The 26,858-nt window shown below is 32.1% G+C and carries 31 protein-coding genes; 19 read left to right on the top strand and 12 right to left on the bottom strand.

What is annotated here, in order from left to right; translation table 11 throughout:
• Nucleotides 1-102 precede the first annotated feature (102 nt).
• From DK441_RS20200 to DK441_RS20180, 5 genes are all read right to left on the bottom strand, one after another.
• Nucleotides 103-816 carry a hypothetical protein gene (locus DK441_RS20200; RefSeq protein ID WP_109852285.1) on the bottom strand — a complete coding sequence of 238 codons (714 nt, stop codon included), beginning with the start codon at nucleotides 814-816 and terminating at the stop codon, nucleotides 103-105.
• A gap of 248 nt (nucleotides 817-1,064) precedes the next feature.
• Nucleotides 1,065-1,772: a hypothetical protein gene (locus DK441_RS20195; protein WP_109852284.1), complete on the bottom strand. Its 708-nt coding sequence runs from the start codon at nucleotides 1,770-1,772 to the stop codon at nucleotides 1,065-1,067.
• Nucleotides 1,773-1,915: 143 nt separating this feature from the next.
• Nucleotides 1,916-2,635 carry a hypothetical protein gene (locus tag DK441_RS20190; protein ID WP_109852283.1) on the bottom strand — a complete coding sequence of 240 codons (720 nt, stop codon included), beginning with the start codon at nucleotides 2,633-2,635 and terminating at the stop codon, nucleotides 1,916-1,918.
• 145 nt (nucleotides 2,636-2,780) lie between these two features.
• Nucleotides 2,781-3,458: a hypothetical protein gene (locus tag DK441_RS20185; protein ID WP_109852282.1), complete on the bottom strand. Its 678-nt coding sequence runs from the start codon at nucleotides 3,456-3,458 to the stop codon at nucleotides 2,781-2,783.
• A gap of 606 nt (nucleotides 3,459-4,064) precedes the next feature.
• Nucleotides 4,065-5,231: a threonine synthase gene (locus tag DK441_RS20180; RefSeq protein WP_109852281.1), complete on the bottom strand. Its 1,167-nt coding sequence runs from the start codon at nucleotides 5,229-5,231 to the stop codon at nucleotides 4,065-4,067.
• 327 nt (nucleotides 5,232-5,558) lie between these two features.
• Here DK441_RS20180 and DK441_RS20175 point away from each other — a divergent pair, with 327 nt between their 5' ends.
• Nucleotides 5,559-5,855: a putative quinol monooxygenase gene (locus tag DK441_RS20175; protein ID WP_200822874.1), complete on the top strand. Its 297-nt coding sequence runs from the start codon at nucleotides 5,559-5,561 to the stop codon at nucleotides 5,853-5,855.
• Nucleotides 5,856-6,062: 207 nt separating this feature from the next.
• Here DK441_RS20175 and DK441_RS20170 read toward each other — a convergent pair whose 3' ends face one another.
• From DK441_RS20170 to DK441_RS20160, 3 genes are all read right to left on the bottom strand, one after another.
• Nucleotides 6,063-6,812, bottom strand: a complete 750-nt coding sequence (locus DK441_RS20170) for a hypothetical protein (RefSeq protein WP_109852280.1) — start codon at nucleotides 6,810-6,812, stop codon at nucleotides 6,063-6,065.
• A gap of 94 nt (nucleotides 6,813-6,906) precedes the next feature.
• The gene (locus tag DK441_RS20165) at nucleotides 6,907-7,686 is read right to left on the bottom strand and encodes a hypothetical protein (RefSeq protein WP_109852279.1); all 780 of its coding nucleotides are present in this window, start codon (nucleotides 7,684-7,686) and stop codon (nucleotides 6,907-6,909) included.
• Nucleotides 7,687-7,806: 120 nt separating this feature from the next.
• Nucleotides 7,807-8,376, bottom strand: coding sequence for a Crp/Fnr family transcriptional regulator (locus DK441_RS20160; RefSeq protein ID WP_109852278.1), 570 nt, complete (start codon nucleotides 8,374-8,376; stop codon nucleotides 7,807-7,809).
• A gap of 240 nt (nucleotides 8,377-8,616) precedes the next feature.
• Here DK441_RS20160 and DK441_RS20155 point away from each other — a divergent pair, with 240 nt between their 5' ends.
• The 3 genes from DK441_RS20155 (at nucleotide 8,617) to DK441_RS20145 (ending at nucleotide 10,663) form a co-directional block, all read left to right on the top strand.
• A complete protein-coding gene (locus tag DK441_RS20155; RefSeq protein WP_109852277.1) occupies nucleotides 8,617-8,991 on the top strand; it encodes a hypothetical protein in 375 nt (124 codons plus the stop codon).
• A gap of 101 nt (nucleotides 8,992-9,092) precedes the next feature.
• On the top strand, nucleotides 9,093-9,821 hold the full coding sequence (locus tag DK441_RS20150; protein WP_109852276.1) for a hypothetical protein: 729 nt from the start codon (nucleotides 9,093-9,095) through the stop codon (nucleotides 9,819-9,821).
• Between the two features lie 230 nt (nucleotides 9,822-10,051).
• Nucleotides 10,052-10,663, top strand: a complete 612-nt coding sequence (locus tag DK441_RS20145; RefSeq protein ID WP_109852275.1) for a hypothetical protein — start codon at nucleotides 10,052-10,054, stop codon at nucleotides 10,661-10,663.
• Nucleotides 10,664-10,771: 108 nt separating this feature from the next.
• Here the strand turns inward: DK441_RS20145 and DK441_RS20140 are convergent, their stop codons facing one another.
• Nucleotides 10,772-11,032 carry a hypothetical protein gene (locus tag DK441_RS20140; protein ID WP_109852274.1) on the bottom strand — a complete coding sequence of 87 codons (261 nt, stop codon included), beginning with the start codon at nucleotides 11,030-11,032 and terminating at the stop codon, nucleotides 10,772-10,774.
• A gap of 737 nt (nucleotides 11,033-11,769) precedes the next feature.
• Between DK441_RS20140 and DK441_RS20135 the strand changes: the two genes are divergently transcribed.
• From DK441_RS20135 to DK441_RS20065, 14 genes are all read left to right on the top strand, one after another.
• The gene (locus DK441_RS20135) at nucleotides 11,770-12,771 is read left to right on the top strand and encodes an AraC family transcriptional regulator (protein ID WP_109852273.1); all 1,002 of its coding nucleotides are present in this window, start codon (nucleotides 11,770-11,772) and stop codon (nucleotides 12,769-12,771) included.
• A gap of 239 nt (nucleotides 12,772-13,010) precedes the next feature.
• Entirely contained in the window at nucleotides 13,011-13,535 is a 525-nt protein-coding gene (locus DK441_RS20130) for a hypothetical protein (RefSeq protein WP_109852272.1), read from the top strand.
• A 19-nt stretch (nucleotides 13,536-13,554) separates the two neighbouring features.
• Entirely contained in the window at nucleotides 13,555-14,151 is a 597-nt protein-coding gene (locus DK441_RS20125; RefSeq protein WP_109852271.1) for a DinB family protein, read from the top strand.
• An 11-nt stretch (nucleotides 14,152-14,162) separates the two neighbouring features.
• Nucleotides 14,163-14,621: a nuclear transport factor 2 family protein gene (locus DK441_RS20120; protein WP_109852270.1), complete on the top strand. Its 459-nt coding sequence runs from the start codon at nucleotides 14,163-14,165 to the stop codon at nucleotides 14,619-14,621.
• A gap of 375 nt (nucleotides 14,622-14,996) precedes the next feature.
• Nucleotides 14,997-15,566, top strand: coding sequence for a Crp/Fnr family transcriptional regulator (locus tag DK441_RS20115; protein ID WP_109852269.1), 570 nt, complete (start codon nucleotides 14,997-14,999; stop codon nucleotides 15,564-15,566).
• 395 nt (nucleotides 15,567-15,961) lie between these two features.
• Entirely contained in the window at nucleotides 15,962-16,252 is a 291-nt protein-coding gene (locus DK441_RS20110; RefSeq protein WP_109852268.1) for a hypothetical protein, read from the top strand.
• 209 nt (nucleotides 16,253-16,461) lie between these two features.
• Complete coding sequence (locus DK441_RS20105) at nucleotides 16,462-16,881, top strand: GNAT family N-acetyltransferase (protein WP_109852267.1); 420 nt, start codon at nucleotides 16,462-16,464, stop codon at nucleotides 16,879-16,881.
• Nucleotides 16,882-16,945: 64 nt separating this feature from the next.
• Nucleotides 16,946-17,674 carry an acetolactate decarboxylase gene (locus DK441_RS20100; protein ID WP_235015795.1) on the top strand — a complete coding sequence of 243 codons (729 nt, stop codon included), beginning with the start codon at nucleotides 16,946-16,948 and terminating at the stop codon, nucleotides 17,672-17,674.
• Between the two features lie 78 nt (nucleotides 17,675-17,752).
• Nucleotides 17,753-18,334, top strand: coding sequence for a Crp/Fnr family transcriptional regulator (locus DK441_RS20095; RefSeq protein ID WP_109852266.1), 582 nt, complete (start codon nucleotides 17,753-17,755; stop codon nucleotides 18,332-18,334).
• 125 nt (nucleotides 18,335-18,459) lie between these two features.
• The gene (locus tag DK441_RS20090) at nucleotides 18,460-19,641 is read left to right on the top strand and encodes an FAD-dependent monooxygenase (RefSeq protein WP_109852265.1); all 1,182 of its coding nucleotides are present in this window, start codon (nucleotides 18,460-18,462) and stop codon (nucleotides 19,639-19,641) included.
• A 680-nt stretch (nucleotides 19,642-20,321) separates the two neighbouring features.
• The gene (locus DK441_RS20080; RefSeq protein WP_109852263.1) at nucleotides 20,322-21,095 is read left to right on the top strand and encodes an N-acetyltransferase; all 774 of its coding nucleotides are present in this window, start codon (nucleotides 20,322-20,324) and stop codon (nucleotides 21,093-21,095) included.
• 111 nt (nucleotides 21,096-21,206) lie between these two features.
• Nucleotides 21,207-22,058 carry an AraC family transcriptional regulator gene (locus tag DK441_RS20075; protein WP_109852262.1) on the top strand — a complete coding sequence of 284 codons (852 nt, stop codon included), beginning with the start codon at nucleotides 21,207-21,209 and terminating at the stop codon, nucleotides 22,056-22,058.
• A 69-nt stretch (nucleotides 22,059-22,127) separates the two neighbouring features.
• On the top strand, nucleotides 22,128-22,850 hold the full coding sequence (locus tag DK441_RS20070) for a metallophosphoesterase (protein ID WP_109852261.1): 723 nt from the start codon (nucleotides 22,128-22,130) through the stop codon (nucleotides 22,848-22,850).
• Nucleotides 22,851-23,237: 387 nt separating this feature from the next.
• Nucleotides 23,238-23,648, top strand: a complete 411-nt coding sequence (locus tag DK441_RS20065; RefSeq protein WP_109852260.1) for a hypothetical protein — start codon at nucleotides 23,238-23,240, stop codon at nucleotides 23,646-23,648.
• Between the two features lie 69 nt (nucleotides 23,649-23,717).
• On the opposite strand, the gene DK441_RS20060 is transcribed toward DK441_RS20065, so the two are convergent.
• Nucleotides 23,718-24,422, bottom strand: coding sequence for a DUF4386 domain-containing protein (locus tag DK441_RS20060; protein ID WP_109852259.1), 705 nt, complete (start codon nucleotides 24,420-24,422; stop codon nucleotides 23,718-23,720).
• A gap of 299 nt (nucleotides 24,423-24,721) precedes the next feature.
• Between DK441_RS20060 and DK441_RS20055 the strand changes: the two genes are divergently transcribed.
• Nucleotides 24,722-25,489, top strand: a complete 768-nt coding sequence (locus DK441_RS20055; RefSeq protein WP_109853584.1) for a hypothetical protein — start codon at nucleotides 24,722-24,724, stop codon at nucleotides 25,487-25,489.
• 52 nt (nucleotides 25,490-25,541) lie between these two features.
• On the opposite strand, the gene DK441_RS20050 is transcribed toward DK441_RS20055, so the two are convergent.
• Together DK441_RS20050 and DK441_RS20045 are read right to left on the bottom strand one after the other, a co-directional pair.
• Nucleotides 25,542-26,174: a GyrI-like domain-containing protein gene (locus DK441_RS20050; protein ID WP_200822873.1), complete on the bottom strand. Its 633-nt coding sequence runs from the start codon at nucleotides 26,172-26,174 to the stop codon at nucleotides 25,542-25,544.
• A gap of 107 nt (nucleotides 26,175-26,281) precedes the next feature.
• A complete protein-coding gene (locus DK441_RS20045; RefSeq protein WP_109852257.1) occupies nucleotides 26,282-26,836 on the bottom strand; it encodes a GrpB family protein in 555 nt (184 codons plus the stop codon).
• Between the last annotated feature and the right edge of the window lie 22 nt (nucleotides 26,837-26,858).

Below are 26,858 nucleotides of genomic sequence, written 5' to 3'. Positions count from 1 at the left end.
CTGCCTGTCATAATTTTAGTATTAAAACAATCAAAACAGGCTGTCTAAAAAGGCAGCCTGTTTAATAGGGTAATTTTTGTTTACATCAAATTTAGACTACTCTTATCTAACAAAGTAGTTTTTAGGTCCACTTGACTGAGTGGTGCATCCATTTTTAGATACAGAAAGGGTAACGGTAGATCCTCCTTTACTTAACAAAACACTTCGTCCTGTTTTATAAGTGGTACGGCCGTTATGAACAACTTTCCACTTATAGGTATACTTCGTATTATAATTCTTGGCATCAAGAACAGAATTAAAAATTTGCTCTATCATTGTATGTCCGCTGCTTGGGCATGAAGCTGTAGGTGGAACCGATGATGGAACTTCTACAAAAGTACGTACAGTACCAGCCTCTCCACTTGGTACTGGATACATATATATCATAGACGAAGCTTTTCTACCAGTTCGAAGAATTCGCACTCTCCTTTTGGTAGGGTCTCCTATAATCTTAAAATCTCCAGTAACTTTCCAATATCCAGGGCCTTCTGCTTCTGCAGTTATATATGTTCCTACGTATACTATGATTTTTCCGTCTATAATCGAATAGGCTTTTCCATTAGGGTTGTCATAGCTTATAATCCTAAAATAAACAGGGTCGGTTTGGGACATTGCTTCGTTGGCATTGTCATTAAGATAACCTTCTGACTGATTTTCTGTTAATAAGCTCTTTGATTCTCCTTCGAGATTATCAAGAGTACCATCATCTGTCTCGCAACTACTAATAAAGGTTGCCAGCATTACAATAGTAATTACTTTAAAAATTGTTTTTTTCATGATTTGTTGTTTTATGAATTAGGTGTGTAATTGTAAATAATTAGAATCCTCAATACAAGAGATAGCAAGCCATGGCTATACTGCATTAGACATACCTAGCTACTAATCAATTATTGAAATAAAAAAGAGGTCTGAAAATAGTATTTTCAATGTCAAGCAGAGCCCTTCGATAAACTCAGACTGACAATTTAGTCTTAGAATTACCTTTTCAGAGGCCTCTTTTTATTTTTTTAAACCGATCTATAGTATTAATTATTAGGATTAGCATCGATAAAAAAGTTTTTTCGAACACTTGTTTGTGTAGCACAATCCTTCTTGGATACCGTAAGGGTTACATCCGAACTTCCAATACGTAATGTAATAGTTCTTCCTGTTTCATAATACGTATTCCCCCTATTAACGATAGTCCACTTGTAGGTATAATATCCCTTATAATTCTCTGCATAAAGGGTTCTTCTTCCTGTTCGTTTCATTTTGGTATGCTCGCTAGTAGGGCATGGAGCTGTAGGGTCTGTAATATCTGGGTAAATAAAAGCATCAAAAGTAAGAACAGAATAGCCACCATTGCTGGTAATAAAAAAAAGCTTGCCTTCGTTCTTATTGATTCTTTTAACCCGTACTGTTCTTTTATTATGGGTATTATCAATAATTTTAAAACCTCCGGTAGCCTCCCAGACTCCATCACAATTTGCCTCGGCAATTGTGATCGTGTTTACATAAGGATATACTTTTCGGGTCCTAAAATCCATCCACATAGGACCTTCATATCTTTTAATACTCCAGTTATGGCAACCATTAGCTGCTTTTGTAGCAGATTTATCTATTGTAGAAGTCTCTACAGGTATATTTTTTGATTCTCCTTCAAGACCATCAAGAGTATTATCATCACTCTCGCAACTACTCATAAAAGTTGCCAGCATTACCATAGTAATTACTTTAAAAATTGTTTTTTTCATGATTTGTATTTTATAAGTTAAATGTGTGATTGTAAATAATTAGGATACTCGATACAAAGCATAGTGAATCATAGTCATACTATATTAGATATACCTATTTTATATACTTAGGATTCAAAGTCGAAGACGAGACTGCTTTTTAATTACCTTCCGATATCCACTTTAAAATTTTGAGTCCTGGTTTGTACAGTACATCCATTGTGAGAAACATTAAGCGTGACATTAAAATTTCCAAAACCTCGCAGTCTTACATTTCGTCCTGTTTCGGTATATTGATTTCCTTTGTGGTTAACAGTCCAGGTAAAGGTGTAGTTTTCATCATAGTTATTAGCACCAACCCATACTTTAAAACTCTTTCTCATTTTGGTATGTTCACTGGTAGGACATGGTGTTGAAGAATGGTCTGGGGGAATAGCAACAAACTTTCTATGACTTGCCATGATACTATTATTTTCCATATATGTATAATAAATATTTCCCTCATTTTTATTGACTCTTTTGATTGTTACCTTTTGTTCTTCGTCAGACCCTACAATTTCAAAACAGCCGTCTACTAACCAAAAAAGAAAATTAGGGTGATATCCTTCTGCAAATATATCAACACCTACTTCCGGAATAGTTTGTCCATTTTCAACAATAACTTTACCTGGTACATATTTCAGAATTTTCCATAATTTAGAAGACTTATTAACTGCATCATTTGTAACTTTATTATTCTCATTTTTTCTATGTGAATCGGTTTCTGAAGGAATTTCCTTCATCTCTTGATCATAAATATCAAGATTGCTATCTTCTTTTTCACAACTACCAATAAAGATGGTTAGCATTAGCATTGAAGCAATTTTAAAAATTCTTTTTTTCATGATTTGTTGTTTTTATAAATTAAATGTGTGATTGTAAATAATTAGGATACTCGATACAAAGCATAGCAAGTCACAGTCATACTACATTAGATATATCTATTCTATATGCTTATGACTCAAAGTCGATGATGAGACTACTTTTTAATTACCTTCCTATATTTACATAAAAGTTTTGGGTTCTGGATTGGGTAGTACAACCATCCTGGGCAATAGCAAGTGTAACATTAAAGTTCCCATAACCTCGCAGTCTAATACTACTTCCTGTTCCGTGGTATGTATTTCCTTTATTTACTACTGTCCAGTTATATGTATATCTCTCGTCATAATTACTGGCTGCAGCATATTTAGAAAAACTTTGTCTCATTTTGGTATGTTCACTGGTAGGGCATGGCGGTGGAGGTGGCGGTGGTGATACTACAGGAATTGCAATAAAATTACGTCCAACACTGTTAAATCCTCCTTCTGCTCTTTTTACATAATGTGTAATTGAACCTTTTTCTTTATTTGTTCTAAGAAATCGTACCCCTACTTGCTTAAAACATCCTGAAGTTTTCCAAAACCCAAAAGGATTCTTTGCCGTTACCCTTACATAAGTCCCTACATGAGGTACATATTCTCCATTAATTACATCATAAGGGCCGTCAAATCCATCGATTTTAAAGAAAGGATCATCAAAAGGTCGCATCTTGGTAGTAGCGTTATCGGTTATCATATCTTTTGATTGCTCCTGGGTAGTATCAAGAGTACCATCGTCGGTTTCGCAACTACTTATAAAGATAGCCAGTATTAAAACAGAAAGAGTTTTAAAAATTGTTTTTTTCATGATTTGTTGTTTTGTGAATTAAATGTGTGATTATAAATAATTTAATGTACCCTATAGTGCATAGCAGCACCTGCTACTATAATTAGAAGCCCGAAATACAAATCAATTATTAGATCCAAAAGTAGAAGTCATACGCTGTTTGCACTACCCTGTTTTCAGTGAAACCGTATTTATTTTGATGTAGTTATCAAGTATTTTTTTTGATCGGTAATAAACTGTTCTTCTTAAAAAGAGATACTACCATTTACATTATGGATATACTGTAAACACCACAACAAATTATGAATATAAATCGTTGTGTATTTAGATATTTTTTTAACTATAATCCGTCAATTTGAATGATTCGATACTTCGATATAGCTCAGTACAGGCTGGAGAAGTGTATCGACCCCTTCAAATACACTCAGGATGACAAGGGTTTTAACTTAGCAAAGCTATTCTCGATAGTTCTGCTGAGCTTGCCGAAGTACATTTTTCTTCATGTCATCTCGAGCCCTTCGATAAACTCAGGGCAGGCTAAAGTCGAGAGGCCATTACGACAAAACACTCGAATTGACACTTTTTTCGTAATAACCTTCCTAAATGCACAACGGGTGAATACAAATTTTATGAATATAAATTTTCGGTATACTTATATACAGAACCCGTATTAAGCAGTACTACCGATTCATTGTCTTTTATCCAATGAGTCTGCTTTAGCTTTTTATATGCAGCCCATACTGCAGAGCCTTCAGGAGAAATAAACAACCCTTCTGTTTTTGCAAATTCCTGCATCCCTTTTTTTATTTCATGATCAGAAATAGAAATGGCTGTTCCGTTACTTTCATATAATGTTTTCATGATTAATCGATCCCCAAACGGCTTTGGCACTCTTAATCCATTCGCTATGGTTGGAGCGGGGTTCTCATGTTTTGGCACATGATCCATTTCTTTGTGAAAAGAAGTAATAATGGGGTTACATCCATCTCCTTGAACAGCTACCATTCGAGTAGGAATACGATCTATCCATTGTAAGGCTTTCATTTCAAGAAAGGCTTTCCAGATTCCTATTAATCCGGTACCTCCCCCTGTAGGGTATAGAATTACATCTGGTAATTCCCACTGTAACTGCTCTGCTATTTCATACCCCATTGTTTTCTTTCCTTCTAGTCTAAAAGGTTCTTGCAATGTAGATACGTCAAACCAGGATCCATCATTTTTTGATCTCATCATACCGGCAGCATCTGCAATATTTCCTTTTACCTTAGTAACATTAGCTCCCATGATTTCACAATCTAGCTGAAACGTTTTAGGGGTTTCTTCGGGCATAAAAATATGAGCTTTGATTCCCGCTTTAGCACAATACGCGCTAAGAGCACTTCCTGCATTTCCGGCAGTAGGAATACACATTGCTGTAATCCCATGTTCTTTTGCTTTACTTACTGCCATACTAATTCCCCGGGCTTTAAAAGAACCTGTGGGATTACCAGATTCGTCCTTAAGCAATAATTGAGATTGGTTATAGGTAGATTCGAGTTTTGATAATGCCAGAAGTGGTGTAAACCCTTCTCCCAGGCTAATGCGGTTCTCTTCTTTTTCTACTGGTAACAGCTCATGGTACCGCCACATAGTTGCTGGCCTATCTTGTAAATCATTTTTAGAGAATAGGTTACGCAAATTATAATGCGCAACCAGGGGTTGGTTATCTTTTAAGCAAAAGCTATGTACTTCGTTCTTATCATAAATTTCTCCGCAGTGATCACATCGAAGATAGGAGTATTCATTAGCGAGCATAATATATCGGTTTTTATCATATAAAAATAGGCTGCAACTGGGATACCTCAAAAAGGATTAATTCCTAAACAGCTATATTTTTCACTTTATACGCGGAATAATCAACAAATAACCATCGAATAAATTGTTCACTAAGAATATTTAAAATTTATCTATGATATAAAGAAAAAGGAGTGCCGGTTTCATCGTAAATTGAGATTTTTTCTCCCCCCTCGTTTTCGATACACAGGTAAATTCCACACATTAAGTTCATTTCTTAATTTAGATTAAGAGTATTCAACTCTTTGCTTTCTAATTTTGCTTCAAATATTGATTAAATAAAAACCAATGGAAACAAATTGTAAAGTAATTTTAAAATCAAAAGTCAAAAATTCTATGGTAAATAATCTCATGAATTTTCTTGAAGAGAATCTACCTAATGTAAGAGGGTTTAATGGATGTTTATCTGTAAAAATACTTTTTAATAAAGAGGCTAATGAAATGGTATTTTATGAGGAATGGCTAAGTAAAAGTCATCATACAGATTATATAGCTTTTATTTCTAACAATGGAATCATGGCAAAGCTCACTGCTTTTTTAATAGAAGCACCAGAGGTTAAATATTATCAAAAACTAATTATATAATAGTGAAATCCAGAAAATATATTGGATCATAGTTGGTATATACAATGGGTTTTGCACCTTTACCAAATACATATTCCTATAGGTGTTATTGAGTTAAGAAACATAATAAAGGCCTAATGTATTCTTACTTATAGAACACCTTGATGTATCAGAAATCTTCTCTTTACTGCAACATTTTTCTATGATAAAAATTGAGTATCTAATTTCTTAACCTGTAAACGGTAAAAGAGATAAGCTTATCGCCAGAAGATTGTTAGACATATGAAAAAACAATGGATACTTAAAACCAAAAGATACTCTTATATATCCATAAATTAATGCGCTCATTAATTGAGGTAAGGTAAGAATCGGAAGCAAAAGAATATTTGTCCAATTTAATTCATACTTTGTAATATGTATCCAGGCAAAACACACGCAAGAGATATAATATATACTTCTAAAATGTGTTCTCCAGAAGTTAGCCAATCTCTCTTTTATTGATGTACTATTAACTACGGGATACAAGAGTATTCCTAATACAATTGCAATACCTACTCGTATCATAAAGCTTTCGTCTATCGCACTTATTTTTGTTTGAAAAACAATTTTGGTCAATACATAGTATGAAAATACACTGGATGATAGTGCAATATAAATGGGTTTAAATTTTAAGGAAAGCCTAAAAGCAACTTCTTCTATAAGAGGGAGAATTATCCCACCAACTACTAATAAAACCAATGGAGAAAAACGTTCTAACATATTTGCCTTTTGTACATTCTCTGGGTCATATACGAGAGCAAAAAACAAAATTACAGGAATCAATAATATGAATTTTAAAAAGTACAGTCCAATGGTATCATATATTTTAAGCTTTACAGGTTTTTCCAGATTTTTTTCATACTTCGGCTTTTTTATAAATCCGATGAATTCTTTAAACAAAGTAAAATAGTATTTGGGCTTAATCAATGGATATCTCATGTTCTTATCTTTAACCAGAAGACGAGAGATATGGTTATTTGTAACATAGAGTAGGTACTACCATTTGTAGTTTAGTTATACGAAATACAATATCCTACTCTTTTGGATACCCTATTAGGTAAATTTTTTCGGACTTTCCTTCTATAATCTCTTTTTTCCAGATATAGGTATCATCCTTAATGCCTTGTAAAAGCTCATCGAGATCTTCTAATCGATATATCCTCCCGCTGGTAATTACTGCATCCCACGCAAAGCACAAAGGAACTATGGGGATGATATACGTAAAAATAATCTGCCTGATTGTTAATGGTCGTACCAATGGCGTGATAAAAAGGCATAAAACGGCACTAAGAGGGATAAAGAGCCACCATAACAGGAGTGGAAATTTTTTATTGATTTCCATAATACAAATTGGTTGCTTTTTGCTTTGTACGGTTGTCAAAATACTTTTGGCCTGGTCTGGTCTCATATGATGAAAACTACCCACCATTGTAAATATCCCTTGTATCGAATCATCAATATGCGTTGCATCGAGAGGAGTGGTTCTATATTGTATATAATCACTACTACTGTTTATTCGTTTAGCAGCTTCTAAATTGGGATACAAGTCTGATAAAACCAATTCGACATCTTTAAGATGATGTTGATTTCTTAATAGTGCTATTGTATCGAGCATGGGTCCCCCACTACCCGAGCATAAATCAATAATTTTTGTAGTCCTGGTACGCTTAATAAGATCAGCAAGCAACATAGCCATATCCTCACTCGTACCAAACTTTTTATGCATTACCACAATTAGCCTGGTCATACAGATTCTAATCCAATTAGGAAACCATTGTAAGTCTTCGAATTCAAATAGGTGTATTCTCTTCATTTTATCAAAAGGATTAGCGAAAATAAGGCAAACAACATATCAGAATGATAGTTCCTTTTTACGATCCGAGAACAAAATTATAGATTTAACGAACACAAAGTTTTGATCCAAATCAAATTTTTACTTCGATGCTCTAATTCTACTTAATGTTTCTTGTGTGATGCCCAAAAAAGAAGCAATATCTCCCAGAGGCACACGAGATTCTATTTTTGGATGTAGATCAATCAAACTATCATAACGTTGTTGCACCGTTCTAAACTGAAGAGAAGCTATTCGTTCTCTAAGCTGATAGATTACTTTGGATAAGGTAAGTCGGTACAGATGTTCAAAGTCGTGATGTTTTTTACATAAAGCTTCTAAATCATCATGGCCTAATACCACCAGGGTACTATCTTCTAATACTTCTATAGTATGAGAGCTGGGTCGACCATATATAGGATCGGTTGTCGATGGGATAAAATCATTTTCTAATGCAAACCAATCGGTTATTTTTTTATCATCAGACCTATAATAGGCTTTGAGTGCTCCTTGTATGATATAATAGAATTTATGTGAATATGCACCTTCTTTTACCAGTATATCTCTTTTCTTATATTCTACAATTTTTATTTTTTCGGACCAATCATAAATAGCTTCGGCACTAATTTCGCCATACTCTTCTGTTATCTTTTTAAATATATCTTCTATCATAAAAATCAATCGTTTTTGAGTAGCATTTGTAGCGGTAAATATGCAAAAACTTGCTTACATAACTTATGGCTTTGGTGCAAATTTTCTAAAAATCTAATCACCTCTACCCCATCGAATTAAACTTTTATCGCACCCTGCGGTTTCCCGTAAAAATATCTAAAAAGGGAATAGTAGTTTAGTGCCTACAATATACCTACGGTATATTGTATAGCTACATCAAGAAAACAAGGGATTAAAAAAATGAACAAATTAAGCCGTAAAATCAGAGAAATTTCTGAAGACAAGAATATCGAACGAGAAAAAATAGTACAAGGATTATTAGAGCATCTCGAAGTAAAATATAACCTTAAAAACCATCACGAAGAAGATCAACAGATTATTAAAGGTATCCAAAGAAAGATTATTAGTGTATTACTACAAGAGCCAAATCAAAAGAAACAATTAAATCAAACGGTAAAATACAATGATATCTTTGATCTGGACAGGATAGAAATGAGTCTACTAAACGATGCCTGGAACGAATTAGAAGCCCGCGATGAGGTATATGCCGAAGCCTACGAGATAGGATTAACCGATAGCGGTATCAGAAAACATCGGCAGGAAATTATAGTGTAAAAGACGTATATTAATAATTATAAATACATACAATCAGGTATATATGTGCTGGTACATATATATTGTTGTTAGCATTGATTAAACCAATCATTAAGTAAAGAATGAAATTTACCGAAGAAAATATTGATAGAATCTCGGAATCTGGTTACCGATTCTCCCTTAGTTATTCTATGATTATCTTAGTGTTTAAATCTCAAACTAATGAAATCCACAATGGAACAGGTGTATTTATACAAACCAAATTAGGGTTTGCATTTGCAACAGCAGGACACGTGATTCAAAAATATTTGGAATTTGGCGATCTTGGAAGAATACAAATAGGTGGAAATGGTTACGTTCTGAAAAGCATTCCTAATGAATCTATTAAAATTAACAAGAAGAATGACTTTGGATTAATCTTCCTGCCAGATGAACATTTTAAAAAAAATAAAGATTGGAATATTTTACCTATTGAAAATATTTCCTTTAATCCCCCTAGAGTAATGGATTTAGTTGTATTTAGCGGTTATCCTGGAACAATGAGAAAAAAACATAACAAATTAATTTCACAAGGGAAATTTAGTTTAATTGGAACAATTGAAAGTGCAGAATATGACCAATTTTCTATAAGAGTTGATAAAAAGAAATATGATTTCGATGATATGAAAGATAATCTAAAAAATGCAGGTGGATTGAGTGGTTCTCCTATTTTTAGCCTTCTATATTTTCAAAACTGGTATGAAAGAAAGCCTTATTTAATAGGTTGGTTAAAAGAAGGGAAATGTTGGGATGATGAAAATCAAAAATATTATGCTACCAATATGGAAGCGTTAGAATCACTATTAAAATAATTCGTTTATGAATAACTCGATGGCGCGGATTTGTAATCCGTGAAACATAAGACAATATCAAAACAGTCACTTATAATGTGATTGTTTTTTTGTTAATATACATTTATGACAATCCAGTTATAGGTAAGATTGTTTTAAATTTGCTTTAAAGTTTTAATAGCACGAATTACAAATCCGCGACATCGGTTAGACACGACACCATACACGGATCCTTAGATAATATTCACATTATGACTCCAATTGCAATAATATCACTCATTCTCTCTATCCTAGGTGCTTTTTTGGGAGCCCTTACATTTTACCTTACTCAAATTCGAAAAGCTAAGATTACCATACTTATCGAAAAAAGAGTTCGAATTGGATATACCGACGGAGGAGGTTTTCAATTTTATATCCCGGCAACTTTCATCAACAAAACTTATCAAACAGGAATCATTCATAAGATACAGTTAATGGTTAATGAAATCAATACACCTGAAAAGACATATAAAATTGATTTAGCACGATTTTCCAAAATTGATGGGCAATCTAACCGATTTCTCGATAATGAATTACCTCATGCAATTACTATAAGTGGAAAATCAAGTGTTAATAAACTCTTACGATTTAGTTGGTGGAATGCTTCTCAGCCAAAGTTAATTATTGATCAACCTTCCTATATTCTCAATTTTAATTTCTGGACAACAAATAAAAGAAAACCAATTCAAATAAAGCATGAGCTAGTTTTGAATGGACAAATAATTGCAAAATTAGAAGAGTTTAGAATACAAAAATCTGCATCTTCAATAGAAGTTCCACTTGACGATGAATCACCTAATAATGAAATAATAGAGAAAGTATAACATTACCTAACAACAATAATCATCACACAAACCTATAATTTGTTATAAAAAGCAACAAAAAAGCTACCCCTACAGATAGCTTTTTAAAAGAATTTTAAAAATCAAAAGCTAAGAAGCTTCTAATTGTTCTAATCCTTGCCATAAGATTTTTAGGTCTAGTAATGCTTGTTTTTCTTCGGTATCAAAACACAAATCGGTGTGATACAATGCAAAGTCATGAATCATTTTTAAGGAATTAATAAGATCATCAACCCCATGATATCTAAGGTAGCTTAAAAGATCTACTTCTTTGGGATGTAAAGATTTGGTGAGTGTTGTCTCATTCGCCTCGTTTGTTGTACAAGGACATTGACCATTCTGTGTTCGCATAAAGAAATGAATTAAAAATTAGTAAAAAAAAGGGAGTCACTGCGAACACATTCCAAGCGGTGCTTAGATAGGTCTCGGGACTTACACCCGTATGCTCCCCAAAAATCTTTTGTTTAAGACGTAGTTGTGATAAATACACCATTAGTACTATAATCTGAAATATGTTCGCAATGCGAAGATACGACTTTTGCTTTATAAAGCACATCTAATGGATTAGATTATCGGCATATTAAAAAAATAAAAAAGCGTCAATTCGAGTGTTTTGTCGTAATGAAATAAAGACAAAATGTACTTCGGCAAGCTCAGCAGAACTATCGAGAATAGTTTTTTTGATCCCTAATTCTATTCTCGAGATGCTTCTACCCCTTAAAGGCATCTTTCGAAGCGTTACCGAAGTCCTTCGAAGGCTCCCTTTATGGCATCGAACCCCAAAAAGGATCACTTTTATCCCTCTTGCCAAGCCCTCTAGGCCATATCATATCAGTTCGAACCCTCATTGTATCCCTTCGAAGCGTTAATGTATCAGCTCGAAGCATTAAAATATCAGCTCGAACCACCTTTTGATGGGGTCACCCCCATGTCGACAAGGGGGTACCCCCTTGTTATAGCACATTTACATCGATTTAGATCATAACATTTATTTAAACATACATGTTCTTTAAAGAATTTTAGTTGAAAAAAATTGATTTTTGTCGTTAATAAATCTATTACTGATTAAAAAGTTTTAAATTACTTAAATGTTAACTACTGGTCTTATCCTAATTCTTGCATCCCTTGGTTTAGCGCAGGGGATTTTTTTAAGTATATATTTAATTACCCTTAAGAATAATCATAGAAAGTCTAATATTTTTCTAGGACTCTTTTTATTAGGTCTTACTATTAGAATTGGTAAATCGGTATTAAATTATTACCTACCATTAGAGAATTGGCAAAATAATATTGGCATTTCTGGTATTCTATTTGCCGCGCCTTCTCTTTGGTTATATGGAATTACTCTTTTTGAGAAGAATAAAGAAATTACCTATACATACTACATCCATTTTACGCCTTTTGTTTTGTTTCTTTTTTTGATTCCATTTATACCCAGAAACGGAAATTTTGAATCGTTCTGGAACTATGGGATTGTGGTTTTTCATTTGCTTTTTTATCTGATACTATCATGGTCATATTTACGAAAAAACAGTTCGAATGCATCCGACAGTATTGTAAAATGGTATCGTAATATATTAATTGGCTCTACACTCATTTGGCTGCACTATGTAGGAAACCTTTTCGATTTTAGAATGTATTATATAAGAGGACCGATATTTTATTCCTTACTAATTTATGCGTTTAGCTATCTTTTTTTAAATAGGCATAAGTTTAATCTCCAAAAATATGATAGTTCGCGTTTAGACAAAAGTAGTTCTAGAGCATTATTTCAAAGTATTAAGAAACTCTTTGAAAAGGAACATGTTTTTTTGGATGATAACATTACACTAAAAATTGTTGCTGAAAAATTAAATGTAAAAGCACGGGAAATTTCACAAGCTATAAACGAAAACACCCAACAAAATTTTTACGAGTTTGTAAATCTGTATCGCATTGAAAAAGCTGAAGTCTTATTAAAAGACGTTGAATACTCTAATGAAAAAATTGCAACTATTGCCTACGAATCTGGTTTTGGTAATGTGACTTCTTTTAATATTGCTTTCAAGAAAAAAACAGGATATACTCCTTCAGCCTATAGAAAGCGGTAAAAATTTCTATTTTTCGTTAACAGGTACATGTATTTTAAAGTATTTCTATCATTTATTACAGAATATTGTATTGAACTCATCTTGAGTAGTGGTTTTAAGCCGAAAAGTTTGGCTTTTGTACCATAGTAAAGTTCATTTTTGTTCAGCATAGCCTTAGCTACGGTGAAAAAAATAGCAAAATGTGAATTTTGCAGGCAAAAGCATTACCCAAGATGAGTTCATTCTATAATATTCAATAAATGAACAGAAAAAAATTTATATATGGATCGCTTTTAGGAATTGGAACCGCTGTTACGATACCTACTTATCTACTTTTAAAAGCACAGAAAAGTAGTTCAAGCCAACAAAAAAAAGAATCTAATCAATTAGATGAAAAATTAGTAAAAGATTTTGTTGTTGCCGGGCATTCAAAATTAGGACTGGTTAAAGAAATGCTTAATGAATATCCAAATCTAATTTACGCCTCTTATGATTGGGGTAATGGTGACTTTGAAGAAGCCATTGAAGGTGCTTCTCATTTAGGTAATAAGGAGATTGTAAACTATTTAATATCTAAAGGTGCAAGAGCTAACCTTTTTGCTCTTACCATGCTAGGGAGAACAGAATTAGTAACCCCAGTTTTGGATGCTTATCCCGAATTGCTTTTTGCAAAAGGACCACACGGACTCACTTTACTACACCATGCTCAAGTTGGAGAATCTTTGGAGTTGGAAGATTATTTTAAAAATAAAGGTTTAACAGAGCGAATAATTAAAATCAGATAATATGTAAACCCGTTAAAAAATGAAAAAAAAATTAATTATCCTGTTTGTTTTACTAGTAAACTGTTCGGTTTCTAATACTAAATTGACACCAGTAGAACGAGATTTTGCAATCAACGAATTAAATAACTCTAAAGGTAATTTATTAGATATATTAAATGGATTAAGTGAAGCACAGCTCAATTTTAAAATTAATAAATCGTCCTGGTCAATACTACAATGCACAGAACACATTACAATTTTAGAAAATGAAGTATTTGAAATACTTAAAGAGTCTTTAGAGCTTCCTTCGGATCCTGAAAGGCGGAAAGACTTAAAATTCACTGATAAAGAATTAATAGCACATGTACACAATCGTACAGAAAAAACAAAAACTCAAAAAGATTTTGAACCCATAGGAAAGTATGGTAATCACAAAACAACTATCGCAGAATTTAAAACAAAAAGAGAACAACACATCAATTATATAAAGACAACAGAAGATGACTTAAGAAACCATTTTGCCAACTTTGGAAGCATAGATCTTTACCAGGTTTTTCTCTACATGTCTTCGCATACCAATCGCCATATTGAGCAAATTAAAGAGATAAAAAACGATAAAAATTTTCCTAAAAACTAAAATACTTCATCATGAAAAAAAAGATAATTATTTATTCACCACTACTACTATTGCTAGTACTTCTTTTAATAACAAGATGTGATACTGAAGCCGAAAAAAACGCAGTAGATTCAAATCCAAGCGAACAATTTGAATCAAATTTGACGCCTTTGGAAATAGTAAATGAAAGAATGAGGTTTTTTAATGCCCATAATTACGATGAATTTATAAAGCTGTACCATAAAAATGTAAAAGTGTTTACTTATCCAGATAAATTAATGGGAACCGGTTCTGATAGGTTAGCATCTATCTTTAAAACAGATTTCGAAAATAAATCGGTGTCGGTTAAAATAGAAAATCAAATCACCAATGGCCCTTATGTTATAAATCATGAAATAGTTACCAATGATGGAAAACCGACTAAATATGTTTCTATTTATAAAATAGAGAAAGGATTAATAACTAACGTAAGTTTTGTTAGAGAGTTTTAATAGTAAGCATTACAAATAGTAACCAAAAAAGCTATCCCTACAGATAGCTTTTTTGGTTACTAAGGTTTTTGGATCCAGGAGTAGCTATTTTTCTTAGGTATCAAAACACAAATCAATATGATACAATGTATAATTCGGGTTTAATGGATTAAGATGAATAAAAAAGAGAGCCCCCCACAAAATTCATCAAAGCAATGACTTAAAGGTCTTCTGGACCTAAACTCGTTCACGTCTCCTGTATTATTATTTAAATCTGGTAAATGATAAAAGTAAAAATATTTATATTTGGCTTAGACTCAACTCAAAACGTATCGCTTATAACTGCCCTACGTTTCTTATACGTGACCTTGCGTCCTATTAAAAAACAGAGTAAAATTGAATGAAATAGTAAATAAAATAGCCTCAAAATATTGTGATCTTGGGAAATCAACAATTTCGGATTGGGAAACTAAAAGTAAAATAATTGAATACAAAAAAGGGGAACGAATAGTACGAGAGGGTCAACAAAGACATAAACTATTTTTCTTGATAAAAGGTTCTTTAAGGGCATATTACACCGATGATGACAAGAGAATTACAGATTGGTTTGCTTTCGAGAATGAATTTATTACTTCAAGTACAAGTTATTTCACCGACGAACCAAGTCTTCATTTTATTGAAACTATAGAAGATTGCGTAATCCTGGAAACTGAAAAAAACAATGTGGAATTACTTTGTAAAAATCATCACGATTTTGAGCATTTATTTCGTGTTATTTTATCAAAAGTTATCGTTCAATTTAGGTATAGAATTGCTTCTATTCAATTTAAAACTGTTAAACAACGATATGATAGTTTAGTAAAACAATATCCACAGATTGAACTAACTGTACCATTGGGAGATATTGCATCTTTTTTAGGAATTACACAAGAAACATTAAGCAGAATTAGAGCATCAAAAGAATAATTTGATATAGGTCAGTTTTTTAGAAATCAAGTATTTTTATTATAAAGAAATAATGCCTGATATACTCTTACTAGATAAAAAGCCAGACAAACATCAAGTATCAACAGCTAAAAAACTTCTAATTGTTCTAATCCTTGTCATAAGGTTTTTAGGTCTAGTAGTGCTTGCTTTTTTTGGATATCAAAATCATAACCCGAAGCGTTATCTGGTGTAATTGTTTTATAGCAGTTATGCTATCTCCCCAAACTAGATCCAGAATCACATATCTTCAAATTAGGTCGCAGATTCATGTTGTGATAAAAAAAGATGTATTAATTTAGATACCATATAAAAGAAAGGCTGTCTAAAAAGTATATTTTAGAAGTAACTGTCACATTGACCAAATCCACAATCGATTGATAATCAATAGAAAACATAGAATAAAGTTAAATTTCTTTGATAATCTTGATAGTATAGATAGCTCTAATTTACCTGAAAAATATAGCAATGAACATTTGGACTTTGATCGGTTAGTAAATCAAGGACAAATTGAATTAGATAAATTCTATGATATAGAAGATCTTGAAGGTTATCATGAGATAATTGAATTACATAAATGTGAAGGAATGCTTGCGATACATGAGGTGTTATTAAAACTGGATACAAGGAAAAAGTTTGAAAGTTTAAATTATAATGTTTTTAATTGATGAACATGATTCTGGAGAGGCTTACCCACCATTTATAAAGAAAAAATAACTAATACCAATACCATTTAAAGTTCATGGTAATCTTAGTTCAAAAATTGAACAATAGTATTTATATTTAACGTCATGATTTTTATAATAGGCGGGGTTTTATCTTCTGGAATCGGAATGGTGTGGTTGATTATCAAAATCTAATAAAAACCCAATCATAAATGAAAAATAAAATTCTTAAAATTAAACAAATTACCTCCTATGAAACTTTACCAATTCGACACAAAGTTATGTGGCCAAATAAGCCGATAGAATACGTAGAATTGCCAAATGATAAACATGCGAGGCATTTTGGTTTATTTGTAAATGGGGAAATAACATCAATAATATCTTTATTTATAGAGAAAAATGAAGTGCAATTTAGAAAATTCGCAACATTAATTGAATTTCAAGGATTAGGATACGGAACAATGCTATTAAAAAATATAATAGACTTAATAAAGAAAGAAGGCATTAAAAAATTATGGTGCAATGCTCGAATAGAAAAATCAAAATTCTATGAGAGATTTGGTTTAAAACCTACAGATAAAAAATTTAAGAAAGGTGGAATTGAATATATAATCATGGAAAAAAAATTGTGAAAAATGCTATACCATAAAGCTTATATTTATTGAAGTGATTTAAAAAAGGACAAACAAGAAATAAATGATCATAAAAAAAGTAGTAATCAGACTATTGGTATCCGGAGTGTTGTTAAGTTGCAATTCGGTTAAAAAAGAAACCATTTCGGATGATACCTATTCTGACATAATAATTGTTGGAGCGATGAAAAATGTGATGTGGAAAGGAGAGTTGAGTAGCAGTATTGACCTTGACACCATTTCGAACAAAAAAGGACTTTACGGACTTGGACCTGAAAGTTATCTCACAGGTGAACTACTGATTAATAACGGACAAAACTATGTTTCTAAAGTAACTTCTGATTCTACTATGGCAGTTGAAAAAAGGTTTAATGTTTCAGCACCTTTCTTTGTTTATGCAAATATAAACGAATGGGATGAAATTGAATTACCTTCAAATATTACGACAACCCAAGACCTAGAGAAGTTTATTGACCAGAGAACAACCGAAAACAAACGACCATTTGCTTTCAAGCTGATTGGAAATGTTTCAAAGGCAATCATTCACGTTCAAAACCTGCCTGAAGGCACAAAAGTTTCTTCACCAGATGAAGCTCACCAAGGACAGACAAATTATGAACTAAAAAACGAAGAGACCGAAATTGTTGGATTTTTCTCGACCAAGCATAAAGGAGTTTTTACACATCACGATTCATATTTACATATGCACTTAATTACGAAAGATAAGAGTAAAATGGGGCATTTAGACGAACTAGAAATTGAAAATATGAAATTGTACCTACCAAAAAAATAAAATACATACTTAAGATGGCTATTAATAATTACTTGTTCTTGTTCTTTCTAAAAATTCTTGAACCCTAATACTACATTTATGAATAAGGAAGAAATCATAGATCTGATTAGCGAGAAGTATTCTCCTTTAACTTCGGCATGTAAATTAGAATTCTCTAATCATTCTAAAATATTAAATCTTAAAAAAGGAGATGCAATAGTAAAGGAAGGACAATATTCTGATAAGGCTTTCTTTATTGTAAACGGTTGTGCCAGGGCTTATTATTTAAACGACGGAAAAGATATTACAGATTGGTTTGCTTTTGAAAAGGATTTTATTTGTGCTATCAATAGTTTTTTTCAAAACATTCCGAGCCCACATTATATAGAAGTACTAGAAGATACTACACTATTAGAAGTCTCTAGAGATAGTACCTTGAAATTATCTGATAAGCATCACGATTTTGAGCGATTAAGTAAAACAGTTGCGACTATGACAATGTTAAAACTTCAGGCACGAATTGTTTCTATACAGTTTCAATCTGCCGAGCAAAAATACCAAAGCCTTTTATCTGCTTATCCAAATATTACCCAAAGGATAGCACTAACACATATCGCATCCTTTCTGGGGATAACTCTTGAAACGTTAAGTAGAATACGAAAATTTAATAGTAAAATTTGATCTATATCAAATGATAACTAATAATTTGAACTGACCTTTGTATACATCTAAGGTGAAACAAATTCATATCATTAGAAGGGCTTGGTAAATTAAAAGAATAGGGTATTTACTGGTAATACAAAATAATGGCAAATAATATATCAATCATTGGAGGAGGAATAGGAGGATTTGTAACAGCGCTATCCTTTGATAAATTAAATATTCCCTATACATTATACGAAAGAGCAGGGTGTTTAAAAGTAGTGGGAGCCGGAATATGGTTATCACCAAATGCACTACAAGTATTAGAATGGATTAATCCTGAGTTATTAAAAGAAATACGAGATTCTGGAAATAGTTTCAACCGAATTTTAGTAGCTGATCACAAATTAAAACCAATATCCAACTCTGATCAGAAGTTTGTTCAAGAAAAATTGGGATACACTACAATGGCAATTCATAGAGGAAAACTACAGCAAATTTTATACAAATACGTAAAGCAGGAAAATATAGAACTCAATAAAACCTTCAAAGAATATTTCCAAAATAGTGACAAATCCCTAAAAGTTAGTTTTACAGACGGGACTTCAATTCAAACCAAGTCCATTATTGGTGCAGACGGTATTAATTCTGGTGTAAGAAAACAATTATTTCCTAATAGTAAAATAAGGTATACCGGGCAAACCTGCTGGAGAGGGGTTTCTGATTATAATTTAAATAGCGAACTACAATCGGTTGGTTTTACGTTATGGGGGCAAAAGTTTCAATTCGGAATATCTAAAATATCTGAAGGAAAAGTATATTGGTTTGCCGTAAAATTAAGCGAACCTAATTTGCAGGATGATAGAGAAAACCTAAAGGACAAATTAACGAATATGTTTTCGGGATATCATCCCCTCGTTAATGACTTGATTAAACATACACCAATCGACAACATTATTAGAGGCGATCTTTCGGATTTAGAGTTGTTACAAAAATGGAATACACAAAATATTTGCCTTATCGGAGACGCAGCGCATAGTATGACTCCTGATTTGGGACAAGGTGGTGCTCAAGCAATCGAAGATGCTTTTTATATAGCTCACTTCATTAAAAAATCTAACAGCTTAGAAACTGCTTACGATGACTTTTATACCTATAGAAAATCGAAAGTCGAAAAATTAGTGAAGCAATCCAGGATTACATCAAAAATTGCAATAACAAATCGATTTAGTGAAATCATTAGAAATTTTATCCTGAAATATACACCAGAAAAGTATATGCAAAAACAGATGGTCGAATTGTATAAACTAGATAAAACAATTATTAACAATAGGTATAGTTCATAGTTTGGTTAGCGCCTACGCAGAAAGGTTACTACATACGAAACGAACAATAGAATTAAGTTCAGGTTTTTGGCCGGTAATACATTTAAGAAACTCCCATTTTTAAAAATTGGCGTATTTCTAATCGCCGGAATTTATCTATTACGCGGTATTTCAGAGTTGGTTTTTTCTATGCAGAATGGTTTTTTTCCTACTATGGGAATTTTGGCAACACTAATAGGGTTTCTATATTTTTTTGGTGGATTAAAAAAATGGAAGGTGAAAAGGGAATAAATAACTCTGAAATAAATGCTGTAACAAATAGTATTATTGAAATACTAATTATGAAGTGATTTAAACTTTTTTCAATTCGCTATAAAAATGCTCTTTTTCACTCAAATATTTTCGCATTATATAGAATTATCTGATCTAGCTATAGGTTCATTTACAGGTATAGGAATACTACTGATCGTACTATTTATTGGTGAATTTATCAGTACACTCTACTTAAAAGGGTTAACAAGAGATGACTTGATCATCTAAAATCAACCAAATTTGTAGATATAAAAAGCCCCCCTAATCAAAAAAAATAAGAGATCATGCTGAAATATAAGATAGATACTGAATAATCAATTGATACAGCTATGTTTTTCTTACTTAAACACATACATTTACATTAGGCTTCATTAAGAAAAAAAGCAAAAATGGAACAGTTAATCGATTTAAATACAGAAAACATATCGACAGAGCATATTTGCTGCGCAATATCTGATAAGAAATGTTCTGATAGTTATCAGGCCAAAAAAGATTGGTTGACTAAAGAATTCAATAACGGATATGTATTTAGGCGAATTAATGAAAGAGCGAAAGTATTTATAGAATATGGCCCTGCCGAAAATGCATGGATTCCAATTAAAGCATCTAATTACCTGAATATTAATTGTTTTTGGGTATCTGGAAAATTCAAAAAGAATGGATACGGAAAAGAACTCTTAAAAACAGCAATTGACGACGCAAAGAGTCAAGGAAAAGATGGATTAGTCACCGTTGTAGGAACCAAGAAGTTTCATTTTATGAGTGATACAAAATGGTTTCTAAAACAAGGATTTGAGGAGGTTGAAAGAATTTCGAGCGGATTTAGTCTTTTAGCAAAAAGAATAAACCCAAAAGCCGAATTACCAAAATTTAATGAATCTGTAAAAAGCGGAGAATGTTTTGAAAAAAACGGAATCGTAGTTTATTATTCTAATCGTTGCCCTTTTGCAGAGTTTCACGCAAAAAACTCTCTGATCGAAACTGCAAAAAAAAGAAAAATTCCATTAAAAATAATTAAATTAGAAACCATGAAACAGGCTCAATCTGCTCCAAGTCCGGCAACCATTTTTAGCCTTTTCTATAATGGGAAATTTATGACAACAGATATTAGTGTTTGTATGGACACACGATATGATAAAGTAATGAGCAAAATTTTAAAATAAAAAACGCTTTGTAACAGTAATCATAATTAATACAGTTTTGGTGATTAATCCTAAGTTTAACGCTTTAAACACTAGACGTCAAATCTTTTGATGTATAATTAATTTTATTTTATGATAAAACTTGAAGAAATAACAACTACTCCAACATTTACAAATCAATTAGAAAATAAGATATTATACGCTAAGCACTATGATGATATTTCTATATCATATGCCTCTACTTATTCTTTAAAGTATGTTATCGAAGGAACTAAATACTATAATTTCGACAATCAAGACATTAAGATTACAAAAAATCAATATCTAATTATAAATAATAATAGTTGCATTACTACCAAAGCAAAAAAAGGAACAAAAGGATTATCTTTCTTTTTATCTCCAAAACTAATTAGTGAAATATACAAATACCACACTAGTGATACATCACAACTTGAATTTCTTGAAGTGACTCAGAAAAAATCAAACAATGAAGTAGGGTTTTTATTGGATAAAATCACTAATCTCTATGAGCATAATCTACTCGATTTTAATCGACAAATGGAGAATTTATTCATTCGTATCTCTGAGGCAATTGTACAAGAACAAGCTAATATTGATACCGGGTTTGCAACATTAAAAATAGTAAAACACAATACAAAAAAAGAACTGTTTAAATTAATTTCGGTAACCAAAGAATATTTAAATGATAATATTGGTGAAGATATCTCGCTAGAGAGTATGAGTAGAGATATTGGTATCAGCAAGTATTATTTACACCGATTATTCACCGAAATTAACGGGACTACACCTTTAGGATATTTAACTACTATTCGTTTAGCAAAAGCAAAGCATAAATTACGATATTCTAAAGATTCTATTTTTGAAATTGCCATCGAATGTGGTTTTGATAATACGTCTTACTTCTCTAACCTATTTAAAAAGCACACAGGCTCTACTCCTACTCAATACAGGAAAAAATTATAAAATCTGCAAGATTTTATAAATCCATCATACAGTGCATATCTATTTTTGTTCTTATTAAAACAAAAGTTTATGTATGAAAAAATAGCACATATAACCGATTTGCATTTAGATGAAGAATATCCATTAAAAAATGGCATACTGGCTAGAAAACAGTTCGACAGTATTGTAAAGGATATAGAAGATAAAAAGATTACCAGGATTGTTTGTACAGGAGACATTGGCGAAAACAAAGGAATCTCATATTTCTTCGAACAACTTAAAACTAAGGCCTTATCAATTACTCTGGGGAATCATGATACGTTTTCTGAAATTTCAAAATATTATAACAAAGGTGCAGATTATAATTCAGGAAAATTATACAGTAGTACTATAAAAGAGTATTACAAATTCATATACTTAGATTCTTCAGAAGGAATAATTGATGAGAAACAACTGCTTTGGCTTGAAAAAGAACTTATTTCGGTAACCCCGATTATCATTTTTGTACATCACCCCATTATTGGTCTAAACCTAAAAGTTGATGAAATTGGAAAACTAAAAAACCGAGAAGATATAATCTCCCTTTTAGAAGATAGCCTCAATGAGATTACTATTTTTTGTGGACATTATCATATAGAGAGTACTTTAATTCACAAAAACATTACTCAACATATTACCCCCGCAGTTTCTTATCAAATTGAGAAAAACTTAAATACCATAGAAATAAACACTTCTGTCTTTGGGTACAGAATTATTGAAATAGATCAAAATAATACAACTTCAACAATTCAGCTATTACCCAATGCAAACTAAAAAACAATCCTTCATAGAAAGTCTAGCTAATGTAAGTATTGGTTTTTGTATCACCATGATTTCATTGCATATCATATTTCCAATATTGGGCATAGAAAACAATTCTAGTAAAAATATAATCCTAACCATTTACTTAACTGTTTTAAGTATTTTAAGGAATTATATCTTAAGACGATATTTTAATCGAAAACAAACGCACCGTTAAACCTAAGGCTACTCCTCCATTCGTAAAAGCATAATAGAAAACCCAGCAAATGTAATAGTATGATAGCATCGTTATTGACAATTATCAAGTAGATTTTATTCTATATACTATTTCTTTGTATACTTGTATAAACAGGTTACACCTTATACACTGGCATCTAATCTAAATACGACAAGAAAACTATGGTTTTTCGACAGGTTATCAATAAAATGGTCGTGCATCCTAAACGGCTTTTTCTAATCGATGGTTTAGGAGCACTACTTTCTGCTTTTTTATTAGGAGTTGTTTTGGTAAAACTCGAAAGCATTTTCGGGATTCCTGCAAAAGCTCTTTATATTCTTGCTTTTTTTCCTTGCATTTTTGCGCTCTATGACTTGTATTGCTATCTAAGGGTTAAGAAAAACCAGAGGTATTTCTTAACTGCTATTGCTTTGATGAATCTTATATATTGCTTTATTTCAATAGGTGTAGCATTTCAACATTACCAGAAAATAACTGCTTTTGGTTGGGGATATATTATAGTAGAAATCATTATTTTAATTGTACTAATAAATATTGAATTAAAAACAGTATCTAAACTAACTTCTACGTAGCACTCTTTACTACATATCCAATCGGTTTAAATAATTTTTGGCAACAATGTCTTTTAACATCTGTGGTAATTAAGCAACACTTTCTGTTTCTACTTTCTTATTTCGCAGTCCCATAATCAATAACCATAAGCATAATGACATCTCACCCAGATCTGCAGGTATAGTTATGTTCTGTAATACTACCGACTCGCTATCCGGGAAAAGAAAATATCGGATAACATCGATCTGATCACCAATACATCCAAGTATCAACAACACCCCAATAATCTTTGGAGCAAGACCAGATTTAAAAATCATATACCCAAGTGGAAACAAATACAACCCATAAAATACCTGTGAGATAACATAACCATTGGTATGTAGTTTTAGAAAGAACGTAACCAAACCGTTTATCTGATCGGTAGTAAACCCAGCCATATAATCAGTTCCACTAGTTAGTAACAAAGGTGCTATCATTGCAAGCATTGTAACAGATAATATCGCAACAGAGATCATAACCGACAACACCATAAGCCTGGATAGATTTTTATTAACGTGCTTAAACACTCTATCTAAAACTAATGGGTAGAAGAAAAATGCAAGAATCATCACCAAATCACTAACAATTCCTAGTCGATATAACCACCCATTATTAGCGATATTAGCTGCAGTTGCAACAGGGTCATCGGTTACAAAAATCTTTTGGCGAACAAAAAATTCTGCAAACACCCCAGCTCCAATAATGATAAGGAATACTACCCCTGCAATTCTTCCAATTTTTTGATTTGAATTCATTTCGATTCGTTTTTTGATGTATTAGTGTCGACGATTCATTACGGGTTTTGTTACAATAGCATCTCGAAATATACTGTGACACAGGGTTTTGATAAGTTCAAAGCAGAGCTATCGAAGTACTTTTTTTTATATGCTACGCTTCAAAAAAGTGCTTGATACAATAATTACACTTATAATAAAAGAAAGATAAGTTTAAGATATTTTTATAGCCGTTACACATATTGCTTTGCTATAATCTTTATTATTTTTGATCAGCTATAAGAAACCATACCTGCATTCACTACAAAATACAAATGATCATGATCCAAAAAACAATATTGGCCGTTTTAGTAACTCTTTTTAGTTATACTGCATTTGCTATCCCTACCAAAGTCATGGTAAGAGCAAAAGCAAAAGATGCAAAATTTATAGGTAACTCTATCGGGGGTGCTTATATCATTATACGTAATCAGCTTACAGGTGAAATTCTTTCACAAGGTAAAACCAGTGGTGGTACAGGAAACACAACTCTGATTATGAAAACACCACGAAAACGAAATGTAAGAATTACAGACGATAAGACCTCTGGATTTCTAGCAGAATTAGATATATCAGAACCTGTTTTTGTAACCATAGAGGTATTTGCTCCTGTAAATAAAAAGCAAGCTACAGTAAACGCATCAACAGCGTTATGGATAATTCCTGGAAAAGATATTTTGGGGGATGGAATTGTAATCGAGATTCCAGGTTTTGTAGTTGACATTTTGACTCCAAGAACACATCAGTTTATCTCATTAAAAGCTCTTGATACAAAAAGTTTTCCCGTGCAATCTAATATTGTAATGATGTGTGGTTGTACTATTAGTGATGGTGGTCTTTGGGATGCCAATCTAATAGAAGTAAAAGGAATCCTAAAAAAAGACGGTGCCAAAATTGATGAAATAGATCTTATGGTCAATTCACCCAACCTTTTTGAAGGTACAATCAATATAGACACTACAGGAAGTTATGAGCTTGTCGTATATGCCTATCACCCAGTTACCGGAAACACAGGGGTTGATAAAGTAAATTATATTATAACTCCATAATGTATCCCTAGGCTTTTTAATTTTGAATGTGATACTTTGTGTTTTATATAAATTATTTTGAAACTACTTTAAATCGTAAAACTGTTTTTAGTTTTTCGGCGGGTACTTTTCTAAAATCGGATAGGTAAATTTCTCTATGCACTTTAGACAGTCTATAAAGATGTTCTTTTTCAGCAAATTCTTCCATCACTTTAAAACTTTTGGGTTCGTCGTCATAACTTCCCAAATGCATCATTTGTATACATTTGCCTTCTGTTATTTTCTCAAATCTTACTTTTTCTAATAGCACATGAGGTTTCTTTTTCTTGGTTTGATCTATCATATGTTTCGCTAATTCATCATCGATAAAGTCAGGTTGCCTAATCATTAATTTAAAAACCAGGTCATCTTTATTAATAGTACCTTCATATGCTTTCTTTGCTGCTTCATTAATATCCCAAACCCCTTCTAGCGGATAAACAGTATAATCAAAATATCCTTTGGGTACAGTTCCTTTTTTTAATCCCATTTTTATCCCATATGAAACCGCATACAGAACACCAATATATTCTGAAAAGAATTCATTATTAGGATTGCCTTCTCCCTCGATAGTAAGAAAATTGTATTCGGGAATCTCAATGATTTCGGGAGAGTTTTTGGGTATATACACTCCTTTTTCCTTTTTTCTCCATTCGTGTTTCATCATGTACTCTCTTTTAGTATACCATTTACAAATTAAACTAATCGTATAAAACAAAAATAAAACGCAATGATGACAACCCTATGTCAACAGTATTTATGTATGATCGTATTTTATGTATTCTCTTCTCTAGCTTTTTCAAGAACAGATTCAATAAATTCCTTTGCCATAGTCTCCTTCAGTTTGGCATATACTTTTTTATCTTGGTTTGCTTTTTTGGCGATTTCGAGTTTAATTTTTTGGTATGCTTCTCTTTCGTTTGTGTTCTTTATCAAATAATCTCTAAACAGTATATGTCTATGCAATTCTCTGCTATGAACCGGACAAACATAAAGGTGATGTATGATACAATCTAATACGGTATGCTTCGTATCTGATTTTTTTCGCTTAAAAGCTTCTCTTTCTTTTATTCCCTGATCCCCATTGTGATAATACCCCAGTTTTTCTAACCCTCTTTGTATTGTTTCAAAAGACACGTTTTTACCGTAGACAATATCGATATCAATAATAGGTTTTGCCGCTAAGTCTTTAACCGCAGTACTGCCAACATGTTCGATAGTAATTTCTGTATCCCAAAGCGCCTCTTTAATCACTTCTTTAATACTATTAAAATCTTGTGTCCAACCTGGTTGATAGTTTTGTATCAGCATTTCTTTTGTATTGTTCATACTACACCGCTAAAATACTGAA

It is taken from the genome of Aquimarina sp. AU58, assembly GCF_900312745.1.
In the GTDB taxonomy this organism is placed as follows: Bacteria; Bacteroidota; Bacteroidia; order Flavobacteriales; family Flavobacteriaceae; genus Aquimarina; species Aquimarina spinulae.
This window is presented reverse-complemented; position numbering and strand designations above follow the sequence as displayed.